The sequence below is a fragment of the Ewingella americana genome, from assembly GCF_006438725.1.
Lineage (GTDB): Bacteria > Pseudomonadota > Gammaproteobacteria > Enterobacterales > Enterobacteriaceae > Ewingella > Ewingella americana_A.
Window position 1 is genome coordinate 146,189 of the sequence record NZ_RCZD01000006.1, and the last position, 24,727, is coordinate 170,915.

The window sequence follows — 24,727 nt, forward strand, 5'->3', positions numbered from 1 at the left end:
ATGCATTTCACCTGTTTTTTCCCAGAATAGAGACAAAAAAAAGTGTGCTTCAGATGAAGCACACTTTTATATTTCAACTCGTTATGTGTTATCCGTTAGGCTACCGGACCACCACGCTGGTTGATTTTGGTATTACTGACTGACCATTCGGTGTCCTGATAAGTATGCTCAGAAGCCATCGTATGTTCAGGCAACAACGGCTGCCAGTTGGATGCACCATCAGGCAGTTGTTTCACTGGCTGACGAATCGGTTGCCCCTCATAGGTTCCCCCATTACTGGTGTTACCATCACGCGGTGTCGCATTTGACGGAACGTTGTTGGTGCTGGAACCCGGGCTAAGAATGATGCCTTTCGATGGCTCAACGGTTGCCCATTTTTTGCCATTATATTGGCTTGGATCGGTCTTTTTAGCCTCAGGCGTTGTTTCCTTAGCTGACGCTTTTGGCGCCGTATCAACTACTTTCGTCGAACCGCTTCTTGGTACACCTTCATAGGCCGTTCCGTTTTTACCGGTACCGCCTTTCGGTGGCTCAACCCAACTGGTGTTACCGGTAGCCGAACCTGGGGTTAACACCACGCGTTCCGGGGTTTTAACTTTAGGCCATTTTTTACCGCCATCAGTTGCATCTGGATGCGCAGGGTCCACCTTCGGATTCACAAGGTCTGCGGAAGAATCAGGGTTTACTTTAGGCACATCTTCAGAGTTTGACTTATGTGAATCCGGATCTTTTACTGGCTCGACCTTAGCATCTGCAGGTTCAGCCTTCGGATCTACCGTCGGTTTCACTGGGTCTGTGGAAAAATCCGGTTCTACTTTAGGCACATCTTCAGAGTCTGCATGCTGCTTAGGATCGACGACCGGCTCTACCGTAGAGTCTGCAGGTTCTGCCTTCGGATCTACCGTCGGTTTTACTGGTTCAACATCAGCATCGGCCGGTTTCGGCTTCACTGGCTCAACATCAGCATCGGCCGGTTTCGGCTTCGGTTTCACTGGGTCGACTGCATCGGCATCAATCGGTTTATGACTAATTGGCTCAACATCAGCAGGTTTCTTCGCGTCAGGCTGGTCAACATCATAACTTCCCTTCTTACTTGGCATAGGGACACTAACGGTCGCCGAGATATCACTCCCCCACTCTTTTTCATCCTGCACTACGGTGGATGTTTTGCTGCCATCGGTATTGAGATCACCGATAACTTTGGTTTTATCCAGGGTGCCAACATCAATAGTCGAATGTTGATCCTCCTTGTAGTGAATCTCATCCGTCGTTTGCGCATACATATTGACGCTGGCACCGGTCTTGGTAACACCGCCGCCGCCGCCGCCGTAGGCACCATCTTGTTCAGTGGTATCTTTCAGATCCTGAACGTTAATATTGCCTGCGGTATCTACCGTACCGGTATGGTCATCTGAAATCAGATGCCCGCCGGTCATGTTGAGATCACCACCGGTGGTAACATTCAGCGTACCGCTGGTATGAATACCTGACTGCTCAGCGGTTGTGGCGCTGTCGTGGTAATCAGACCCACCACCACCATTTGCTGAGAACGTTGGGATAACCCCACCATCAGTGGTCGCTGCAACACCCACAGACATACCGGCATGCCAGCTTGATGCATCATTGTCGACAGTATCCTGAACCGAGACAACGTTGAGATCGCCGCCAGTGGTAATATCTGCAGTCTTGGCCGTGATATCCGCGCCGATCAGGTTGGTATCATTACCACTCTTGATCGAGACGTTATCGGCCGTGATAGTGCTATTGGTGTATGACTTGGACCCGTTATTCTCGTGGTTATTTCCCCCTGATGCATCAAGTGATACCCCCGCACCTGCAGAGTCTTTGTCCACAGCAGCACCGACTGAAACCCCAACGCTGACATACATTCCATCTTCGTTAGAGCTGGACGTTTTTTCAGCCGCCCGCATATTCACATCACCACCGGCATCAATCGAAACCTCACCGGCCTTAATGTCGGTACCCGCCAGGGTAGTATCCCCTTTGGTTTTGATATTGACCTTACCGGCATCAATGTGGGTGATATTTTCGCTGGTGGTTTTCGAAGAACCTGAAGACTTGCTGTAATCGACACCCAGCGTGGTATTAATCGATGCATAGTCGTTAAAGATTAAGTTGGTAATATCACCAGCAGTCTGAGCCGCGGTGGTCAGACCATCAAAACCAACGTCAGGATTGTTAACTTTGTTCTCAATCATCCCTGCGTCTTTATCCGCTATATCAGAGAATACGCTGGACACACTGGTAGTGGCGCCGATAGACAGATTTTCATGGCTAAAGGTTTTCTCGTCTGTATCGGTATATTTCGTGGTCTTAAGCTCATCCGCAGTAATATTTAGCTCATTGCCGGCTTTAAGATCAGCCCCACCAATATCAACTGTTTTGGCATCAACATTTAAATTGTTACTAAAATTAAACGAGCCATTTTTGTTGGTTTTGGTATCTTCAGTGGACGTATCGGTTGAAGAGCGATAGCCGATAAAACTTTCAGCAATCGGCCCGACCGCTGACTTGCCTGGACTGTGCGAACCATTACCCGTCGCATCCGAACCGTAGTCATAGCCGTAATCACCCGATGAGGAGGTACTGCTCTTACCATCAAGACCACTATTTTCAGCCGAAGCAGAATACCCCATGGCATTCGCTTGCCCGGTAATGGAGAATTCACGGACTTTAACTGACTCTTCAGTATGCGAATAGTCCTGCGTTGCCTGCATATCCACATCACCAGCAGCGGTAATGCTGCCATCAGTCCCGCTGTATTCGCCACCTTTCATAATGACGTCTTTCGCAGAATCAATATTCAACTTACCACCCGCCGTAACCTGACCGGCAACGGAGGTCGCCGTTGTGGTCTCAATTTCAGTTTTCCGGTAGTTAATGGCGTTCTTAATATCCATATCATTCGTATAATCAGCAGAAATCTCATGCATATCATTGAAGGTAATATCACCTTCAGTTGATTTCATATTGATATCATCGCCCGCTTTAATATAGGCGCCATCATTGTTAATGGAACCATCAGTGCTGGTCAAATTGACGTCATTTTTAGCAATAATACCACCGCTGGCACCATTACTTTTGTTATTAATATCGCCTTCAGATTTTATGTTTACATCATTCCCCGCAGAAATAATCGCATTACTGTTATTCACTGAAGTGGCATCAATATTAACATCGCCCTTTGCGTGAATAACTGCGGATCCCGAGGATTCTTTGGCGCTGTTTGACATATCATCAAGCGTTGTATTTGCCAGATAGACAAACGGCACTAATACTTGCTCACCATCAACCGTCTGGTTTACAAACCAAACAATATCCTTATCCAACAATTTAAGCTGCTCGCTGGTTGGCGCGACGCCGACGACCAGACCAAGGTCCTGCATTTGAGGGGCTGTACCGGTTACCGTACTGGTTTCCGCACCGTTTGCCGCACTGTTTGTTGCACCGGTTATCGTACTGGTTTCCGTACCATTTGCCGCACTGTTTGCTGCACTGCTTGTTGCGCCGGTTATCGTACTGGTTTCCGTACCATTTGCCGCACTGTTTGCTGCACTGCTTGTTGCGCCGGTTATCGTACTGGTTTCCGTACCATATGCCGCACTGTTTGCCGCACTGCTTGTTGCGCCGGTTATCGTACTGGTTTCCGTACCATATGCCGCACTGTTTGCCGCGCTGCTTGTTGCGCCGGTTATCGTACTGGTTTCCGTACCATATGCCGAACTGTTTGCTGCACTGCTTGTTGCGCCGGTTATCGTACTGGTTTCTGTACCGGTTGCCTTACTGGTTTCCGGATCGGCTCCCGCATCGCTGACCTTAACCCCATGGGTAACCACGTATTTGGCGTTATCCATCAGCATCTGAACCATATCCACACCTTCAACGCCATCGCGGACGGCGAAATAGGTGCCCACAGAGTCGTTGACTTCACGGCGGATCAGTTCAGAAATATAATAATTATCACCAATAACGTAAACCGGCGTTTCAGGCGCGTAGCCTACTTCTTCGAAGAAATAATCAGACCCGTAGTATTTGCTCTGATCCACCATGCCTGCACGTGTTTCATAAACTGGCGTAATAGCATTACTCGGGCCATCCTTAAGTTTAGGGTCGGTACTTTTACGACTGTTCCAGCCATCTGAATACGGGAAGAGTGCCGGTAACTTGCTCATGGCATCAATGCTGGACATTGGCGAAATGCCCGCGCGGAACTCTTCAATATCCTTGAGATTTACCAACACTTCAGTACTGCCACCTATTGGGGCAATATCCTGGTCACCGACTTTTTCAACATTCACCGATTCCGAATGCCCGGTATCGGTAACGAAGTCACCTATACCGTTATCCAACGTACCGCCGTTCTGAGTAAAATTACCCATTGACACAATGCTGCCTTTTTCGTTAGGCAGGAAATAGAAACCTTTTTCTTTCAGCGCAGCATCAGTACCTATATCACTGCTGTCAGCCGATTTACCCAGATTTTTCCAGTCATCTTGTAGCGTCCCCAAATCCGTGGTCAACCAGCTTTCACCAAATATCATGGTCATCACAGTGTTGAGCTGTGGAGAAGCCTGGCTGTCACTCCCGCCAGCAGCTGCTTTGCGCAGTGTTTTGAGAAAATCGTCTTTGTCCAGCTCACTACCATCGACGGTGCTTGGGCTACCGTTACCAAACATCCAGTCGAGGAAGCAATAGACCGTATCGAAAGTCGCCGTGTTATCACCCCGACCAAGTGCCCCCCTCCACCAGTTATAATTAATGGATATAGGCTGCGCCAGTGGTTCAGTCAGGTAATCATACAATGTGGCTTCGGTATATTTAGGTTTGTTAGTGAGATTACCGGTAATAGTCATATCACCCGCTGATTGGATAATCCCCCCCTCGTTATTTACCTCTAAAGGATTCTCTGCGGTATTTTCAAAGATCCCCCCCTGATTGATCATCATTTTACCGCCAGAGGAAATTTCCGCCGTGGTTAATAATGAAATATCTGAAGATAACGTCGGCAAATACGTATTGATTGTCCAAAATACATGAGTGGCTACTTTCGAAATATCCGAAATATAACCAATACCTTCCTGAACTGGACCATTTTTCCAGTCACCACCGCTGTATTCACTGCGGTTCTGTATGCTTCTGGCATCCAATGACATATCGCCTTCGGAACGAATAATACCGGCGTCATTGATAATCTCATTAGCAATGATCCCCATTTTTCCGACACTCAGAACATTACCATTTTTTTCATTATGGAACGTTCCTTCGCGTGCATCAATATTGAGATTGCCGCCAGACCAGATAAGAGCACTCAATGCTGCATTGATAACATTACCATCACTATCCAGTGTGTCAGGGGTATACACGTTGGTAATGTTTTTCCCTTTCAGGGTGATATCTTTTGAAGCGAGAATAGCAGAGTAGTTAGTCAGATCTTTTCCGGCATCCAGAGTAAGATCACCACCACTTTCCATCGTATCATAGATAGAAATATTGCCATCAGAATGAATAACTAAATCAGATAAACTTTCAATGCTGCCAGAATTGTCATCAAAGACAAAATCTTTAGCCAAATTCAGAGACATCTTTTCATCGCCTCTGACTGTGCCATTTATATTGATGAAATCATTTTTTATTCTGAAATCAGCCGTCTTATAACCTTCAATGTTACCTGATGTGTTATCTAAATCATCTACATTCACCAGAACATTGTCAGCAAGCACATCCGCATTATTGACAATTTTACCGGCAGTAATATCGACATTACCACCATCACTAGTGATATCAGCGCCATAGGTTAATGGGTTGCCGTCTTCGTCTAAACCGCCTGAAGATGAAATATTCTGAATAATATTAGTGATTTTTAAAACGATATCACCATAACTCTGTATGCTACCGCCTAAGTTGGTTAAATCATTGGCACTGATTGATGTACCTTCTTCAGAACTGATGTTCGCCGCGTTGTTAATCAGTGTTCCGATAGAGTTTAAAATCAACTTAAGGCCGGCCGACAGCGTGGCCTTGTCCGTATTGGATAAACTTTCCACACTATCAATAGTCAGGTTATCCACCCCGGCGATCAAAGCATCCTGTCCGGTATTAAGAAGATTAACAACATTACTGATATTGAGATTAGAATTTGATTGGATCAGGCCTGCATTGGTAAGGCTGTCAGCATTAGAAATATTCAGCGATGTTTCACTAACTATTTGGCTATCTGCATCATTATGAATATTTTTTGCACTATCGATTGCCATCGAATCTTGTGATAACAACAAAGACCCGGTGTTATTTTCAAGCGTAGTCATCTGATTGATAAGTAACGCTGACGTTGCCTGGATAGTAGAATATGCCGTATTAAGAAGCTGCTCAACATTGGTCATATTCAGAACGTTGCCAGAACTAATCAACCCACCAGTATTCGTCAAAGCACTGACATTATTGATAGTGACATCGCCATCTGACTGGAGCGATGATTGATCATTATTCAGTTGATCAACATCAGCAATTTGCAAACTGCTGGTGCCTTCAATGAGAGAATTGTTGGTATTATTAACATTCTGGATCTGACTTAACAATACTGAATCGGCTTGAATAATTGAATCATCATTGAAAATATTACTGATATTTTCGAACTTCATCTCGCCAGTAGCAATCAGCGTTGCATTACCGGTGTTTTTGATCGTATCGAGATGATCAAAATGTAAATTACTTCCCTGAATCCAGCCTGATTCGTTGAATACATTCAGAGCATTATCTGTCAGATTACTGTAGATCAGCAAATCTTGCGCGACAATCTCAGCGTTAATTCCGCTATTTTTCAGCTCTTTTGTCAAGGCAATATCAGCAGTTTCTGCGACAGTCAGTTTACCGCTGTTATGCAGCGAATCTGTATTGATATGCAAAGAACCCGTGGTGTCAATATTACCTGCGTTGGTAAATACGGCACTTTTATCGCTTTGATTCTTTTGGTTAACAACGACATTTTTGGCAGAAATATTTCCGCTGTTATTTGCAACAGCACCATTGATATCCAGCTGGATATCACTGTCCGTTGAGCTCATCGCCCCAGTGTTATCAAGTGAATCCGTTGTTACATTAATGGCATTTTTCGCGTATGAGCCCCCCGCATTCTCAAAGGAACTCGTATTAATGAGCTGACTGTCAGTGAAGATAATGCCTTTATTTTTAAGCGCACGAGTATTAATCGTCAGTGAGCCTGACGCATTAATCATACCGTTATTTTCAACCAGATCGTCGATATTGAATACCAGTGCACCTTTTTGAGCGACAATACCGCCGTTATTATTATTAACAGATTTGGCAGTAATAGCGATATCACCGCTATTACTGACGACTTGCGCATTGGAAGCAATACTCGCATCAATGACCTGCCCGTTATAGCGAACAACATAATCGCCATTTTCCAATGAAATAACCGCTCCGGAAATGGCCTGGCCATTCTGGTCAACGGCATAGAGCATGCCGACAATTTGGTAGTCATTGGCGACATTAATCTGGATTGCAGGAACATTTACAGATGCCGACTGGCCATTCTTAGCCATCAGCGTAGCGGCATTTTGCAGTAATGAGCTGGCATTAATAACAATACGGCCTTGCTGTGAAACAGCGTCAGCCCCGAGATCAACGTGTGCTAACGCATTAATGATCAGATCCCATTGGCTATCAATCCCCCCCTCACCATTGGTATTTTTCTGCACACTGATATTATTACCACTGAGTGTCACGCCGCCCTGTTCACTCTTCAGCCCGCTCAAGCGCAGATCACCATTGGCGGATATCTCAATACCTTGGTTACCAATGATACTGCCTTCATGGCGAACGCCGGCGCCGCTTTCAGTACTGATCAGCTGGATACGACCACCATACATTGAACCCAATGCGCTACCGTCAATGGAGACTTCCGGACGGTCGCTGGCGTTCGCATCACGTACAGTATGTGTACGTGATTTCGGGTCATAGTCATTCAGACCGGTCAACACTTTAATATCTGCCTGGCCAGCGATTTCGCCGTCGAGTTTTGCTGAGCGACTGACAATATCGAAATAACCCAGCCCTTCGGTAGAAATCCCCTGCCCTTCAATATTGACCGCGCCTTTTTCCACGCTAATCTGCACGCTGCCGTCAGCCTGTGGGTTAATTTTACCGGTGGTCAATGTCAAGTTACTGGCATTAATAGTCGTTGCACCATTAACTGTAATACCATTTTGGTTAGCAACAATAAGGTCGGCTTTCTTACCAAAGACTTCCATAGCACCGTTAATTTGCGTACCTTTTGCGCCGGTGACTTCGGAAATAATGACATTGGATTCATTAGTTAAATTGTTATTTTTAATAACAGTTCCGCCGATTTGGCTTACGCCATCCTGCATGCTATTGTTGAATATCACGCCTTGTGAATCAACATTGAACTCATCGAATTTATTGTGTGAAACACCTTGTGAATTAGGATCGACGATGTTGATAACAGGAACGCCATTGATACTCTGATCCATTACCGGTGCATGATTGCCTGGAGTAGCCGGATAGATTGCCCCTGCAGATGCAATTGTTGGGAAAATACCTGCCATTGCCAGACAAATCGGTTTTAGCCGCATATTAAATCTCTGGCCAGCTGTGTTGCCAATATTCTTCTTGCTCATAACATCCTCTGTTTTTATGTTTGTAACTATATAACGCATGACATAGATTAAAAATTAATGGAAGCATTGTAATAAATGGCTTCCTGAGACATCCCGACGTTTCTTAATGATGATGGCTCTACTATTGGCCGACTATAGGTCAGCGAACTATTAAAATGACTTGCGCTAAACTTCAAACCTATAGCGGCACCCGTCATATATTCCTGATGACATAGGGAAATATCTGTTGAGCAGTTGTCTTTTACGACAGCCAGATCATAACCAACAAAGGGTGCTATTTGATTAATACCAAACCTGTAGATACTAATAGGGAATTTGAACGTATTGGACAGATATGCAGCGCTGTTAACTGACATGTAGCTGTCTTTATAACCACGGACAGTGAATTCATCACCAATGCTCATATTGGCATCGCTGACTAAAATATCATCCGTATACTGGAAACCTGAACCCAATTCGTATTCAATACCCACGCGATCATTTTTATAAAGAGATTTTGACCAGCTCAAAATACCATTATATTTAACAGAATCGACATCGAATCCAGTCAAATCAGGATCATCACTCCTGGCAGCACCGAACCACGGCACACCAAAAGTAGTACTCAAATCGGCATATAATGAACCATCGAGCAACGTACCAATACGGGTTAATCCTGCTGTGGCGTTAGTATAAAGTTTACTGCTTACATCAATTTGTGAACCCTCAATGCGGTTACTACTATTGCGACTTTCAAGCTTGGCGTAAGCGCTGGTTTTACCCGTGGCATTACGGAATAACATACGGCTCACTTTCAGTGATGCACGGTCAGAGTCACCATCGGACCCATAACCACCATAATCACCACCAATCATTTTGGCATAGCTCGAATGATAATATTGCGCATCAAAAGCCCAGTAACCGATAGGTATACTGTAGTTCAGGGACCAGGATTTTTGACTATCATCATTATGATTAAGATCATTGAACGAGTAGTAGAAATTTAATACATCGTTTAAACTAAGCAGGTTATTCACATTAAGGCTACTGAAATACTGACTCCAGCCATCTCTTTCAGTGCCTGAGTTATTCGTTCCCAGATTGCCCGAAAACTTTTGAATATCACTGTTTTGTAAATCCAGTGTGGAGTAACCGTTTTTTTTAGATGGGACAATAACTAATTTGTCTGTAGGTGAAACGCGCAAGAGATTATCCAGCCCCTGGTCCACGTCAGACATATTCAATACTTTATTTTTTGCAAATGGGATCGCACTAAACAATCGCATTGATTGAAAAAGGGTTGGGTCTTTACCTTCAACGGTAAACCCTGATACTTTTCCCCACAGCACTTTTAATTTTAACACTCCACTTTTTAGGCTACTCTCTTGAATCGTCAGAGCGGTAGTGGTATAGCCCTGACTAATATAAAAATCAGTCAGTTCTTTGATCAATGAAATAATTTCATACTGGCCCATTTTCTTATGGTTATAAGCATCGATTATTTTTTGACGTCGTGGTGAGTCGTTGAATTTATCATCACCCACTATCTGAATATCATTGATATCAAATTTATAACCAGACCCAGCTTTCGCGAAGCTATCTGGAACCTCCTCAGAATTCGTTCCTGAATTAATAACATCCGCTTCCCTTTTCTTCTGTTGCTCAATACTCATTTGAGTCTGACGACGTTCGAGTTGATCAAGGTCACGATTTGAATTCATAGGAGACAGCATCGCTGCTTGCCCGGCAAACGAGATGAAAAGTGCACCGACTCCCAATATTTTATACTTCCTGTACATATATAAAACTCCTTAATATAATTTACGTGAGTGGCTCACTAGTTCATTAATACATCAAAGACAACATGCGTATCTATTTTCCCCGCAGTCATTGTCTTAATATCAGATGGATATATTTGCGCTTTATAAGTAAACGATTTTTCACCGGTGATACTTGTTGTACCACCTTTTGTAGCGCCGGTGGCATCAACGGCTGTCCCATCGGTATACACAGCAGAGCTGGAGTTATTCAATAACCGAACACCAACTGATTGCGCACAATCATCATCATCACAGTTTGGAATATAACCTTTAGCAGAACCCGTAGGCCGATTAGAAGCCGTAAATTTAAACTGTACGGAACTTTTCTGAGGACAATCTACTGTCAGCTTAAAGGAAACTTCCCCCCCCATTCGTACCTTCCTGGACTGGAAATCAGCTAACGCATATTCACCAAGAGCAACATTTTGGCTGGTCGTTAAAATAGCGCAAGATTTTGCCGCCACATCAATAGGTGCTGCTAAGCTGATAGTCATAAGCGTCAAATCAGGGCCGGGGGCTGTATTGGCAGTTAAATTCACCTCACCAATAGTACCTGCAGGAATAGTGCCCATATCTATGACTCCTGTTTGTACAAACTCTACAGTAACCTTATCCGCGGGTTCTATGCATGAACTGATACACTCGGCAGTATTGGGAAAATACATACTCCTGCTGGCTGGCCAACTTAATCTAATACCAACACCCGCAACGTTGGTGTTATAAACATTATCCAATGCTTGTTGAGTCGACTCCGAGCGAGTAAAACGTGAACGCCAGGAGTCACGAATTAAATTACCACAGGTATAACTGATAGCCGCAGTAGGCACTTCCGCACTGGCTAATACAGTACCGCTCGTCCCATTCTTTGAGGGTCTGAGTGTCGGAATAGATAATGAGACATTAACGGCCTTACCCTGAGTAATAGTGCAATTATTCGCGGCCATTGCTACAGGCGCGGTTGCCAGCCAGGAAATCATGCCAAGAAGAATTGAACTCACAAATAACCTGAGAACACTTCCGTTCTTTATGTTATCGATTAATTCCTTTTTCATATTTTCTCACAAACCTTATTAATCGTAGTTATAGAAGCATTTTTTTCAACCGCTTCCTCTTCTTCAGGAATGTATTTAACATGACATGAATAAGGTGTTTTTTTCGCCACCCATTTTAGTGACAACCATTGCATCTCATTTTTTTCAGGCTGATCGACCATTGCCCGGCCACCTTGCCCTACAATACCTAGAACATTTCCTGCGTTATCTTTGATGATAGTGCCGTAAGGAATGGCATTACCTTGTTGATCCTTTATATGAAGGAACTTAGTTGCATTACTTTTTGTTTCGAAATAAAGCTTAACCGAAGCTCCTGCAGTAGGAACCAAACTGGCTTTGGTATCTTCAACCTCGATATCAACAGCGGCTCCTTTGGTATCAAGATAAATATCGTTATATTGATAAGGATTTAATGAGGAAATAATGGCATAACCGTTATCAGCAACCTGAGAAATCATATCTGGATAAACATGAGATCCGGCAGCACCTTTCGCTTCAATAATGCCAAACGTATCACTCAGTGAAGAGGTAAAGTTAATACCACCTTCATGCAATACTATGCCGCCGCTGCCATTCATACTGGTCATGTACGATGTTTCAGTTTGGCTATAACCCACATTGCCTTGCATGGCACTGCCGCTGTATCCCAGGTTTATACCGGCGTTAGTTTGGTGATCCTGAATGTAATTAACCCAACCACCATACGACATCTGGTTATATTGACCTGCCGTACCATTCAGCGCCGTTCTGACACTTGAATCTTGGTCGTTATAGCTGACAGATGCATTGAGCTTAGGCACCTTGGAACTCAACGTACCAAATGGCACCGACATGCTAAGATAAATCGCATTATCAGTATCACCGTCTTCATTTATTGTTTGGCTGACGTTAATGTTATAGCTCATTGCCTGCCAGGAATTTGAGTAACCAAACTGGTAGCTACTGATATTGCTTTGTTCTGTATCGCTTTCCCACTCAGTGCCGTAATAACCAGAGACATAAACATTCCCCCAGCCATCAATAAGATTCTGACTTATATTGATTTCAAGTTTATCGCGGTAATTTACCGGGAGATATTGATTGTTATTGTCTTTTAATGCCTGGGACGTCAATAAAGCATCAGTGAGAGAATAATAATCCGGGCTTGAATAACGATAACCTGCCAGGCTTAGGTTAGTTCCTGTTTCATTTATAAATTTTGCCAAACTTATTTTTAAGCTCATCTGACAAAAGCGGTCACACTCTTCCTGGTTATCGATATCAAAAGAGGTAAATGAGCGAGTAACATCCACCCCTAATGCGCCAATAGGGGTATTCAATGCAACCCCCCCCATGATGGCTGAGTACTCATTTCCATCCGTGGTTTGCACACCCGCATAGCCAGTTAACGCATTAGTGATACCGTATTGATAGGTCCCTTCAAAGACCATCGGTTTGTCACTTAGCGAATCATTACGTATCTCCCCTACCGTGGTAGAGAATTTTGAATGCCCTGCACGTAACAGCATGGGCACACTAGAGTACGGTGTGACAAAAGTGCGGACCTCACCCGTCGCCTCGGTGATTGTCACTTCAAGATCACCACCATAGCCGGTTGCATAAAGGTCCGAGATCTCAAATGCACCGGGTGGAACCGTCAGTTCTTTTAAAACATTGCCATTTTGTTTAATGGTGACTTTCGCATTGGTATTGGCAACACCACGAACCACCGGTGCATACCCCCGCAAAGATTCAGGCAACATACGATCATCGGTCGAAATACTGGCTCCTCGTAATGAAACCGTATTAAACAGCTCACCCGTGGTGTTAATGTCACCGGCTTTCATTTCAGCCTGAAGCGGCGCGATAGCCCGCTGGACATAGGAAGAAAGGTGGTCCCATTGGGTAGAAGTGCTGCTTTTAGTCACACTGTCAAAGGTATAAAAACGCCACGCTCCCATCTTTAATGAAGAGAGTGCATTACCGTAGTAATAATCATCTGAAGTATGGTCATTGCTCCGCGTATTACTGGCGCTGAGCGAATAATTGACAGCTAAAGACGGAACACCATTATCCCACAACGCTGGATTGACATAACCCTCTGGATTATTGAGCAAACTTACCTGAGGAACGGTAAAACTTAGCGCCTCTTCGTCGGTGTCATACTTAAACGAAGTCCCCGAAACCAGGTTGCTTAATAAAATACACTCGCCATTTTCCCAACCAGGCTGTAGTTTACTGGTATCAATATCAAACTGATATATCAACTCTTTAGTTAAACAGGGTTGAACAATGCCCTTTTGGTTAGTTGATATAAATTTTATTTTCTTAATGCCGATTTTTCTGTCATTAATCTGAATGTCAACATGATAGATACCCGGTTTTGTAACACTCTCGTTATTAAATTCAGAGAGATCCATCCCAGCAAGATTACCAACCATAAACCCATTATTAAAATGAACTGTCTTTTTTTCTTTTTTGGGTTCAGGGTTTACTATTTCCACGTTTTTCTCGTCCGATATAGTTGGGACTATTTCACAAAACGCGTTCATTGACACAAAGCCAAAGGTAATCAATAAAATTGAAGGCAAGACCCCTGATGTATGGTTAAAATAACTCACATGATATCCCTTTTATCAGTCTACATAATCAGATAATATGATTACTTAGGATCTGAATTCCTTTGTAACAAATGCACCAAGATCGGTTATGAAGGTATAACTCAATACAGGTGCTATTGCAGAATTTACATTTTTGAATTCAAACACCTTGCTGCTAAAGGGTTCTATGACATCGCCCTGCAAGATATTATCATCCTGTCCTGCTAATTTTATTGATGCATATGAGATGTAGTAAGGCGAGTTATTGGATCCTGTAAAACTGTATCCTCCTGCGGTCTTCTTCATACTCCAGGTAACTTGCTGTGATGCGGTCAATAAATCGCCTTTTAATCCTGCAGGGCGGTAGAAAAATTTTAACCGTGTTCTTACTGCAATATTCATCAGGTTTTTTCCAGCCGCATCTTCGTCTTCCGGTGGAACATCCAGAATATTGATCCATAATATGGATTCACGGTCCTGCGGATATTTAGTCGCTGTCTCATCCGTTGGAAAGATGCGTAACACCTTACCTTTACCCGTGTTGATTCGGCTAATCGGCGGATTAATAATAAAGGGAACGTTTTCTTTATCCTCTATTTTTGACTCTTTGCGGCTGTCGATCCATACCTGAATGAGTGCAGGTGCATCCCCCACATTATTTATGCGTACTGACTGCTCTTTTTCTTTCGCATTAAAAATAACACGCGTTCCCATTACCTGAATAGATGCATAAGCTGGTATTAGCAACGAGAAAATCAAAGGCAATGACACTGCCAACTTAGTTTTAATATTCATTATTCCGCCAGCATAAATAAATAGGGTGCCTAAACACCCTATTGGTTATTAGTTATATATAATTGAATAAACAATATCAGTATTGACTGTACCGGCAGTTGTTGCACCACCGGTCGCGATATATTGTGCCCAGTAATTAAAGATTGCGCTATTACCAGAAATCTCTTTCCCTGCGGCAGCAGAAGTCACAGGAACCCTTAAATCGATTGCTTTTTTACTTTCGTCAGATAAAACAACTTCTACTTTGGTTGCTGAACCCTCAGCTGTCGAGTTTTTTAAATTACCTGTTGCACTATTAATATTGGTGCTTGCTGCCTGTTCCCATGAAACATTAGCAAACTTTCCGTTTGGACAGTCAGCACCACTAAGAGTAATATGAAACGCTGTATCACCGGCTTTCATGCCTTCTGTCTTTAATGCCGTCGTGCTGACGTCTTTTAAGGCAACGGTGAAATCTCCGCCTGAAGACTCACTCCCGGTCGAACCACCAGTAATGACACAGGTGGCATCTTTGATATTACCTGTAAACGTAATAGTGCCATCTTCAGCACTAGCCGCCATACTGCTTGCTAAACAGCAAATAGGTAATAGAACAATTTTTGATACTTTTGAAATGGAAAATTTTGACATTTTAACTCTTCCTTGTCAGTGTTAATAAAATAGATCAGCCTCAGCGTGAGCAAATATACTTAAATCGTTTCCATTATAGAAATTCTTTTTTAGGTTAACAATTTAGCATCCCGCAAGAAATATTCATCATGGATATAATAAATAGTGATGTTATATATATATATTATGCATCATGTGCCAGACATCGATAAAACATCACAATTCAGCGTATCCCTCCCTTAAAACATAAAAAATAAATATATTAACCCTGCCATTGATTCAATAAATCAATATATACACAGTAACAGCAGGTTCTCTAAATGATTCATTAAGAGCCATTAATTAACAAGCAACATTAGATATTAACAAGCAGGATCTTTCCTTAATACAAGGAGATACAATAAAAATGAGAACATCAATAAATAAAAATAATAACTCCTATTAATACATATAAATATTGCATAACTTCTGCAAGCATCTTTTTTTGTTATTATCCAACTATTCACATCCCTGCAACCAGACCTTCACCAAACTGTCATTTCATACCGTCATTCTGATGCCATCACCGAACTGAGGTTTGCATCATGACGCCTTCATATCGATCTCCAAAGAATCGCCTGTCATTACGCATTTGCGCAACCCCACCCTTAGCCCGTCTGAACCGTGCGAGGTATTCATTATGATGCACTTATCTAGACCTCCGACCAGCCATGCCACTGTCTATCAGCAGATTGCCGCCGAACTGGAACAGGAGCTCCGCAACGGCTATCGCTGCGGAGATTATTTGCCACCGGAACAGCAACTGGCCGAACGCTTTCAGGTCAACCGTCACACATTACGCCGCGCCGTGGATGAACTTGTGGACCGTGGCTGGCTGCAGCGCCGTCAGGGCGTGGGCACGCTGGTGCTGATGCGCCCTTATGATTATCCGCTGCATTCGCAGGCCCGCTTCAGCCAGAACCTGCTCGATCAAGGCAGCCACCCGACCAGCGAACGTCTGCTGGCGGTACTGCGCCCCTGCACCGAACACGTGGCTACCGCGCTTTCATTACAGGAAGGCGATACCGTGATCCATCTGCGCACTCTGCGCCGGGTCAACGGCGTGCCAGTGTGCGTTATCGACCATTACTTGCCGGATCTAGACTGGTGGCCGTCGTTACAGAATTTTCACAGCGGTTCGCTGCACGATTTCATCCGCGACGAGATCAAACAATCCCTCAGCCGCCGCACTACCCGTATCAACGCCCGCCGGGCACTGGCAAAAGAGAGCAAGTTACTCGAAATCGTACCGCAGGCCCCGCTGCTCTGCGTGCGCACCCTCAACACCTGTGATGGCAGCGACCGGGTGGCGGAATACTCCGTCAGCCTGACCCGCGCCGACATGATTGAACTGACGATGGAGCACTGAATGGACGCCCTGAAAAACCGCCAGCGCTGGATGTCGGTGTTGGCCCACTGCCGCCCCGCTGAACTTCTCGCCCACTGGCAGCCGTTGAATTTATCCCCGCAGTTTGAACGGTTGCGCGCCGCAGAAACCGGCCTGACCCAACTTCAGGGCCGCATGGGCGGCACGGGTAAACGCTTTGTGATGGGCGACATGACCGTCACGCGCGCCGTGGTGCAGCTCGAGTGCGGCACCTATGGCTACAGCTACGTCACCGGTCGCGACAAAAAACATGCCGAACTTTGCGCGGTGATCGACGCACTGCTGCAGGTCAACGGTATGCACGAGCTTTTGCACAAAATGATTATCGCCCCGCTGGCGGCAACCCAACAGGCCCGCCGCGAACGGCGCGCCCGTGAAGTGGCTGCCAGCCGCGTCGATTTCTTCACCCTGGTTCGCGGAGAATAATCCATGTCACTTGTTGCCAGTTTTCAACACCCGGTGGCTGACGCCCAGTTCAGCTTCCGCCGAATTTTAAAAGCCCTGAGCGAGCCGGGTACCTGCGTCAAATTGCCTGCGATGGCGGGATTTGGTGCGCTCGGTTCGGCCAGCGCCTGCGTCCTGCTGACCCTGATTGATCAAGACACACCGCTGTGGATCAGCCGCTCGCTCAACGACGACATTCTGCGCAAGAATCTGCGTTTTCATACCGGCGCGCTGCTGACGGATGACCCGTCCACGGTCAGTTTTGCGCTGGCGGATCCGGCACTCGACAACGCAACGCTGATGGCTTTCCCCTGCGGCGATGAAATGTCACCGGAGCTGTCGACCAGCGTCATCGTGCAGCTTGACGGTTTGTCCGGCGGAACACCGCTGCGCCTGACCGGCCCCGGTATTGAGTCCGAACGGGTGATCACCCCGAAACTTCCAGAGGCGGTACGCAATTATCTGCTTAGCCGGCCGCACCGTTTCCCGCTGGGTCTGGACTTTATGTTCACCTGCGGTGACGAACTGATTGCGCTGCCGCGCACCACCCGCGTGGAGGTTTGCTGATGTACGTAGCCGTGAAAGGGGGCGAAAAAGCCATTGCGGCCGCCCATCAGTTGCTGGCGCATGAGCGCCGTGGCAATCCCGAAGTGAACGAACTCGCCTGTGAACAGATTGAACAACAGCTCGGTCTGGCGGTGGATCGCGTGATGAGCGAAGGCGGGATTTATGACCGCGAGCTGGCCGCGCTGGCGATTAAGCAGTCCGGCGGGGATCTGGTCGAAGCGATTTTCCTGCTGCGCGCCTACCGCACCACGCTGCCGCGCCTGGCCACCAGCCAGCCGCTGGATACCAAAAACATGCGCCTTGAGCGACGTATCTCCGCCGTCTACAAAGATCTGCCCGGCGGGCAGGTTCTTGGCCCGACTTACGACTACACCCACCGCCTGCTGGATTTCGCGCTGCTGGCCGAGGGCGAAGCGCCCTTTACGCCGCTGGCCGATGAAACCCTGCCGGAAAATTGCAGCCACGTTTTCGACCTGCTGACCCGCCAGCAACTGGCGGTGCAGGAAGAAGATGACGGCTCGGAACCGGAAGACATCACCCGCACGCCGCCGGTTTACCCCGCTTCCCGCGCCGCCCGTCTGCAACAATTGGTACGCGGCGACGAAGGCTTTTTACTGTCGCTCAGCTACTCCACCCAGCGCGGCTATGGCCGTACTCATCCGTTCGCCGGTGAAATTCGTACCGGCTGGGTGACGGTGGAGATCGTGCCGGAAGAACTGGGTTTTGCGATCGATATCGGCGAAATCCTGCTGACCGAATGCGAAATGGTGAACGGATTTGTGACGCCGGATGACAAACCGCCACACTTCACCCGCGGCTACGGGCTGGTGTTTGGCCGCGCCGAACGCAAAGCCATGTCGATGTCGCTGGTGGACCGCGCGTTGCAGACCAAAGAGTACAACGAGCAGGTAAGCAGCCCGGCGCAGGACGAAGAGTTTGTGTTATCCCACGCCGATAACGTCGAAGCCGCCGGTTTTGTTTCCCACCTCAAACTGCCGCATTACGTCGATTTCCAGGCTGAACTGGAGTTGCTCAAACGCCTGCGCCAGCAGCATGACGCCTCATCTTCACAGGATCCCGCTCATGAAAAACAGTGAACCCAACGCGCCGGTCATCGCGGGTTATAACCACGGTTATCTCGACGAACAGACCAAACGCATGATCCGTCGTGGCATTCTGAAAGCCGTGGCGATCCCCGGTTATCAGGTACCGTTTGCCGGGCGTGAAATGCCGATGCCTTACGGCTGGGGCACCGGCGGGATCCAGCTGACGGCCAGCATCATCGGCCAGCAGGACGTGCTGAAAGTGATCGACCAGGGCGCCGATGACACCACCAACGCAGTGTCGATCCGCAAGTTCTTCCAGAGCGTGGCCGGGGTAAAAACCACCGAAAAAACCGTCGAGGCGACGCTGATCCAGACCCGTCACCGTATTCCGGAAACGCCGTTACAGGAAGATCAGATCCTGATTTTCCAGGTGCCGATCCCGGAACCGCTGCGCTTTATCGAACCACGTGAAACCGAAACCCGCAAAATGCACGCGCTGGAAGAGTACGGCGTGATGCAGGTGAAGCTGTATGAAGACATCGCCCGCTTCGGCCATATCGCCACCACTTACGCCTATCCGGTGAAAGTGAACGACCGCTACGTGATGGACCCGTCACCGATCCCCAAATTCGACAACCCGAAAATGCACATGATGCCCGCGTTGCAGCTGTTCGGGGCCGGGCGTGAAAAACGGATTTACGCCCTGCCGCCGTTCACTAAAGTGGAAAGCCTCGATTTTGAGGATCACCCGTTCACCGTGCAGCAGTGGGATGAGCCGTGCGCCATTTGTGGTTCGCACCACAGCTATCTGGATGAAGTGGTACTCGATGACCTCGGCAACCGCATGTTCGTCTGCTCGGACACCGACTTCTGCGCGCAACAAGTCGAACTTCAGGAAAAGGCCAAACCGTGATGAATACCCCTCTTAAACTCAGCGGCGAACCGCTGCTGTCGGTCAACGATCTGACCCACCTGTATGCGCCGGGCAAAGGCTTTAGCGACGTTTCATTCAATCTTTATCCAGGCGAAGTACTGGGTATTTTGGGCGAATCAGGCTCGGGGAAAACCACGCTGTTGCAGTCGATTTCCGCCCGCCTGGCGCCACAGCAGGGACAGGTCATTTATAACAACGGCCAGCACCCCGCGCAGTCGCTGTATGACATGCCGGAAAGCGACCGCCGCCGCTTACTGCGCACCGACTGGGGTGTGGTGCATCAGCACCCGATGGACGGCCTGCGCCGTTCGGTCTCGGCGGGCGGCAATATTGGCGAACGCCTGATGGCCATTGGTGAACGCAATTACGGCAACATCCGCCAACAGGCCACCCAGTGGCTGGAAGATGTCGAAATTCCGGTGTCACGCCTTGATGACCTGCCGACCACCTTCTCCGGCGGCATGCAGCAACGCCTGCAAATCGCCCGCAATCTGGTGACCCATCCGCGTCTGGTGTTTATGGACGAGCCCACCGGCGGCCTCGACGTCTCGGTGCAGGCGCGTCTGCTGGATCTGCTGCGCACGCTGGTGGTGGAGATGCAGCTGGCGGTAGTGATTGTCACCCATGATTTGGGCGTCGCCCGCCTGCTGGCTCACCGCCTGCTGGTAATGAAACAGGGTCAGGTGGTGGAAAGCGGGTTAACCGACCGCGTGCTCGACGATCCGCATCATCCGTATACACAATTATTAGTCTCCTCCGTGCTGTCTTAAATGATGAAGAGTGACCAAAATGACGACAAAGCTCAGGGTCGAAAATCTCAGTAAAACCTTTGTACTGCATAACCAGAACAGTGCCCGTCTGCCGGTGTTTAACGACGCCAGCCTGCGGGTTGACGCCGGTGAGTGCGTGGTGCTGCACGGCCACTCCGGCAGCGGAAAATCGACGCTATTACGCTCGCTTTACGGCAATTATCTGCCTGACAGCGGCCATATCTGGGTGGAACATCAGGGCCAGTGGGTTGATATGGTGGGTGCCGAAGCGCGGGAAATTCTCGCCGTGCGCCGCCACAGCGTCGGCTGGGTCAGTCAGTTTCTGCGGGTGATCCCACGTATCAGCGCGCTGAACCTGGTGATGCAGCCGCTGCTCGAACTTGGTACCGATAAAGCAGAATGCGAAGCCCGCGCCAGCCGTCTGCTGGCGCATCTCAACGTGCCGGAACGCCTGTGGCACCTCGCGCCCTCGACCTTCTCCGGCGGCGAACAGCAACGCGTAAACATCGCCCGCGGCTTTATTGTCGACTACCCGATTTTGCTGCTCGATGAACCGACTGCCTCGCTGGACTCCACCAACCGTGCAGCCGTGGTCACGCTGATTGAACAGGCTAAAGCCCGCGGCGCGGCGATTGTCGGGATTTTCCATGACGCGGATGTGCGCGAACGCGTCGCCAACCGTTTATATGAAATGACCCCGGCCACAGCTTCGGCGGAGATACCATTATGATCATCAATAACGTCAATCTGGTGCTGGAAGATCAGGTGGTGAAAGGCTCGCTGGAAGTGCAGGACGGCATGATTACCGCCTTCTCCGACACCGCCAGCCAGTTGCCGCAGGCGCTGAACGCCGAAGGCGGCTGGTTGCTGCCCGGTCTGATTGAGCTGCACACCGATAACCTCGACAAATTCTTCACACCGCGCCCGAAAGTAGACTGGCCCGCGCACTCGGCCATGAGCAGCCACGATGCGCTGATGGTCGCCAGCGGCATCACCACAGTGCTCGACGCCGTGGCCGTCGGCGATGTGCGCGACGGCGGGCACCGTTTAGAGAATTTGCAAAAGATGATCGACGCGGTGGTCAACAGCCAGAAAGCCGGGCTAAACCGCGCTGAGCATCGCCTGCATCTGCGCTGCGAACTGCCTTATGAGAGTACGCTGCCGTTGTTTGAAAAGCTGATGGATACCGAGGTGCTGTCGCTGGTCTCGCTGATGGACCATTCGCCGGGCCAGCGCCAGTTCGCCACGCCGCAGAAATACCGCGAATATTATCAGGGCAAATACAACCTGAACGATGACCAGATGGAAGTGTTCCAGGCAGAGCAGGTGGAGAATTCGCGCCGCTGGGCGCAGCCCAACCGCCAGGCCATTGCCGCCCACTGCCGCCGTCTGGGAATCGCTCTCGCCAGCCATGACGACGCCACCACCGCCCACGTCGAGGAATCACTGGCGCTCGGCAGTGTGATCGCCGAATTCCCGACCACCGAGGAAGCCGCGCGGGCCTCGCACGCACTTGGGCTGCAAGTGCTGATGGGTGCACCCAATATCGTTCGGGGCGGCTCGCATTCCGGCAATGTCGCCGCGCATCATCTGGCCTCACTGGGTATTCTCGACATTCTGTCGTCGGACTATTATCCGGCCAGCCTGTTGGACGCGGTGTTTCGTATCGCGCAGGACGAGGGCAATGCTTTCACCCTGCCGCAGGCCGTCGGGTTGGTGACGCGTAATCCGGCCAAAGCGCTACGCTTAGACGATCGCGGCGTGATTGCCGAGGGCAAACGTGCCGATCTGGTGCTGGCGCGTGCGCACGGTGACCACCATTACGTACAGAACGTGTGGCGTCAGGGCCTTCAGGTGTTTTGATAGACGTAAACCCTAGCTACCCAATGGCATTGGCACTGGAGCAAGGCGGCAAGCGAAGGGATCCCGATGCGCTTACATCAGTAAGTGATTCGGGTCCGTGAGGGCAGCCAACGCCGCTATAGTGTCAAGGACGAAGGGTATGGAGACATGATGAGTCGTTTAGTATACCTGATGGGCGCGTCGGGAGCCGGCAAGGACAGCCTGCTGGATGCGCTGCGCCACGCACTGCCCGCCGGGCTGGTGGTGGCACACCGCTACATCACCCGAGCAGCCGATGCTGGTGCCGAAAACCACATTGCACTGCACGATGACGAATTCAATCAGCGCCGTGAGCAGGGACTGTTCGCCCTCGACTGGCAGGCGCACGGCTGCCGTTATGGTGTTGGCATTGAGATTGACCACTGGATGGCGCAGGGCTGCAGCGTGGTGGTTAACGGTTCACGGGCGCACCTGGAACGGGCGGTTGAACGTTATGGTCAGCGCCTGTTGCCGGTCTGTTTACAGGTTTCAGAACGTGTTTTAGAACAACGTTTGCAGCAGCGTGGGCGCGAAGACCAAGAGCAGATCCACCACCGTTTGCTGCGCGCCGCGCAATATGCCTGCGGGCTGCCCGCGCACTGTCAGCGGCTGGACAATGACGGCCCTCTGCATGAAACGCTGACCGCCTTCCTGCGTCTGTTGGAGCAGCCGGTATCAGCCAAAATTTACGACATCACATCGCAAAAGGTGAGCTATGAGTGACAGGGTTGAAGCAGGGCAGATGTTTGATAATGAAGAAATGTTTGCTGAGCCAAACATTGGCGCCAACGTGATCATGACTAAATCCCGCCTTGGCCAGTACGTGCATATTTCTGATGATGCAATACTCGAAGAGAGCGAGTTGGGCGACTACTCCTACACCGCCGGACATAACCAGATTTACTACGCCAGCATCGGTAAATTTGTCTCCATCGCCACCTATGTGCGCATCAATCCCGGCAACCACCCAACCTACAACCGCATTGCCCAGCATCACTTTACCTATCGCGCCTCGGCCTATGGGTTGGGGGAGGACGATAATGAGTTTTTCAACTGGCGGCGGGCGCACCCTGTCACCGTGGGCAACGATGTGTGGATAGGTCATAACGCAGTGATCATGCCCGGCGTGAGCGTGGGCAACGGCGCGGTGATTGGCACTTCGGCCGTGGTGACCAAAGACGTTGAACCCTACTCCATCGTGGCAGGCGTGGCGGCGAAAAAGATCGGCATGCGTTTTGATGATGCGTTGATCGAGAAGATCGAGCGCAGCCAGTGGTGGAACTGGGATCACGCGACGCTGAAAGCGCGTATGGCAGATTTTCGCGATCTGGATCTTTTTGTCGAAAAATATCTCTAGCACGCTATCGGTGAACTGCGGGAAGGAAAATCATGCAACTGACGTTTCTCGGCACCGGCGGTGCGCAACAGGTACCGGTCTTTGGCTGTGAATGTACGGCCTGCGGGCGGGCGCGTAAAGACCCGGCTTTCCGGCGCCAGCCATGCAGCGCAAAACTCGATTATGCGGGGGAAGTGACGTTAATTGATGCGGGATTGCCGGAGTTAGCGCAACAGTTTACTGCCGGTGAAATTCAGCGTTTTTGGCTTACACATTATCATATGGATCACGTCCAGGGGCTATTTCCGTTACGCTGGGGCGTGGGAAATGCGATCCCGGTCTATGGCCCGCCAGACGAGAACGGCTGCGACGATCTGTTCAAACACCCCGGTATTCTGGATTTTCAGCCGCCGCTTCAGCCATTTACTGCGCGTAAATTCGGCACCCTTGAACTGATACCGCTGCCGCTGAATCACTCAAAAATCACCTTCGGCTATCTGATCAAAACAGAGTGCGCGACGGTGGCCTACCTCACCGACACCGCCGGTTTGCCGCGGGTGACGGCCCGATTTTTAGCCGGGGTAAAACTCGACGCGCTGATCCTCGATTGCAGCCACCCGCCGCGCAATACACCGGATAAAAATCACAATGATATTCGTCAGGCGCTGGCAATCCACCGTCAGCTCAAACCGAAAAAAACCTATCTGACACACATCAGCCACCAGCTTGACCTGTGGTTGATGGATCACGCGCTGGAAGCCAACGTGATCGCCGCCCATGACGGGCTGCGGCTTGAATGGTCTTAAAG

At 48.7% G+C, this 24,727-nt stretch carries 17 protein-coding genes; 11 read left to right on the forward strand and 6 right to left on the reverse strand.

Going from position 1 to position 24,727, the window contains the following annotated elements; genetic code table 11:
• Positions 1-95 precede the first annotated feature (95 nt).
• Genes EAH77_RS12990 through EAH77_RS13015 form a run of 6 tightly spaced genes read right to left on the reverse strand, consistent with a single transcriptional unit; the run spans position 96 to position 15,521 of the window.
• Positions 96-8,681 (reverse strand): hemagglutinin repeat-containing protein, encoded by an 8,586-nt coding sequence (locus EAH77_RS12990; protein ID WP_161985799.1) that lies wholly within the window; start codon positions 8,679-8,681, stop codon positions 96-98.
• Between the two features lie 47 nt (positions 8,682-8,728).
• The gene (locus EAH77_RS12995) at positions 8,729-10,459 is read right to left on the reverse strand and encodes a ShlB/FhaC/HecB family hemolysin secretion/activation protein (RefSeq protein ID WP_140473240.1); all 1,731 of its coding nucleotides are present in this window, start codon (positions 10,457-10,459) and stop codon (positions 8,729-8,731) included.
• Positions 10,460-10,497: 38 nt separating this feature from the next.
• Entirely contained in the window at positions 10,498-11,532 is a 1,035-nt protein-coding gene (locus EAH77_RS13000; protein WP_140473241.1) for a fimbrial protein, read from the reverse strand.
• Positions 11,529-14,132, reverse strand: coding sequence for a fimbria/pilus outer membrane usher protein (locus tag EAH77_RS13005; RefSeq protein ID WP_140473242.1), 2,604 nt, complete (start codon positions 14,130-14,132; stop codon positions 11,529-11,531). Before EAH77_RS13005 ends, EAH77_RS13000 begins: the two co-directional genes overlap by 4 nt.
• A 45-nt stretch (positions 14,133-14,177) precedes the next feature.
• A complete protein-coding gene (locus tag EAH77_RS13010) occupies positions 14,178-14,906 on the reverse strand; it encodes a fimbrial biogenesis chaperone (protein WP_140473243.1) in 729 nt (242 codons plus the stop codon).
• Between the two features lie 48 nt (positions 14,907-14,954).
• Entirely contained in the window at positions 14,955-15,521 is a 567-nt protein-coding gene (locus tag EAH77_RS13015) for a fimbrial protein (protein WP_431306768.1), read from the reverse strand.
• Positions 15,522-16,197: 676 nt separating this feature from the next.
• Here EAH77_RS13015 and phnF point away from each other — a divergent pair.
• From phnF to phnP, 11 genes are all read left to right on the forward strand, one after another.
• Positions 16,198-16,923, forward strand: coding sequence for a phosphonate metabolism transcriptional regulator PhnF (gene phnF, locus EAH77_RS13020; protein ID WP_140473361.1), 726 nt, complete (start codon positions 16,198-16,200; stop codon positions 16,921-16,923).
• A complete protein-coding gene (gene phnG / locus EAH77_RS13025) occupies positions 16,924-17,367 on the forward strand; it encodes a phosphonate C-P lyase system protein PhnG (protein WP_140473245.1) in 444 nt (147 codons plus the stop codon).
• 3 nt (positions 17,368-17,370) lie between these two features.
• Complete coding sequence (gene phnH / locus EAH77_RS13030) at positions 17,371-17,952, forward strand: phosphonate C-P lyase system protein PhnH (RefSeq protein WP_140473246.1); 582 nt, start codon at positions 17,371-17,373, stop codon at positions 17,950-17,952.
• Positions 17,952-19,049, forward strand: coding sequence for a carbon-phosphorus lyase complex subunit PhnI (locus EAH77_RS13035; RefSeq protein WP_140473247.1), 1,098 nt, complete (start codon positions 17,952-17,954; stop codon positions 19,047-19,049). Before phnH ends, EAH77_RS13035 begins: the two co-directional genes overlap by 1 nt.
• On the forward strand, positions 19,036-19,911 hold the full coding sequence (locus EAH77_RS13040; protein ID WP_140473248.1) for an alpha-D-ribose 1-methylphosphonate 5-phosphate C-P-lyase PhnJ: 876 nt from the start codon (positions 19,036-19,038) through the stop codon (positions 19,909-19,911). The genes EAH77_RS13035 and EAH77_RS13040 overlap by 14 nt, the downstream gene beginning before the upstream one ends.
• Positions 19,911-20,702, forward strand: coding sequence for a phosphonate C-P lyase system protein PhnK (phnK, locus tag EAH77_RS13045; protein WP_140473249.1), 792 nt, complete (start codon positions 19,911-19,913; stop codon positions 20,700-20,702). Before EAH77_RS13040 ends, phnK begins: the two co-directional genes overlap by 1 nt.
• Before the next feature lie 19 nt (positions 20,703-20,721).
• Complete coding sequence (gene phnL / locus EAH77_RS13050) at positions 20,722-21,432, forward strand: phosphonate C-P lyase system protein PhnL (protein ID WP_140473250.1); 711 nt, start codon at positions 20,722-20,724, stop codon at positions 21,430-21,432.
• Positions 21,429-22,565 carry an alpha-D-ribose 1-methylphosphonate 5-triphosphate diphosphatase gene (phnM, locus tag EAH77_RS13055; RefSeq protein ID WP_140473251.1) on the forward strand — a complete coding sequence of 379 codons (1,137 nt, stop codon included), beginning with the start codon at positions 21,429-21,431 and terminating at the stop codon, positions 22,563-22,565. Before phnL ends, phnM begins: the two co-directional genes overlap by 4 nt.
• A gap of 150 nt (positions 22,566-22,715) precedes the next feature.
• Entirely contained in the window at positions 22,716-23,306 is a 591-nt protein-coding gene (gene phnN, locus EAH77_RS13060) for a ribose 1,5-bisphosphokinase (RefSeq protein WP_140473362.1), read from the forward strand.
• Entirely contained in the window at positions 23,299-23,940 is a 642-nt protein-coding gene (locus EAH77_RS13065; protein ID WP_140473252.1) for a DapH/DapD/GlmU-related protein, read from the forward strand. Before phnN ends, EAH77_RS13065 begins: the two co-directional genes overlap by 8 nt.
• 32 nt (positions 23,941-23,972) lie before the next feature.
• The gene (gene phnP, locus EAH77_RS13070; RefSeq protein ID WP_140473253.1) at positions 23,973-24,725 is read left to right on the forward strand and encodes a phosphonate metabolism protein PhnP; all 753 of its coding nucleotides are present in this window, start codon (positions 23,973-23,975) and stop codon (positions 24,723-24,725) included.
• The last annotated feature ends 2 nt before the right edge of the window (positions 24,726-24,727 follow it).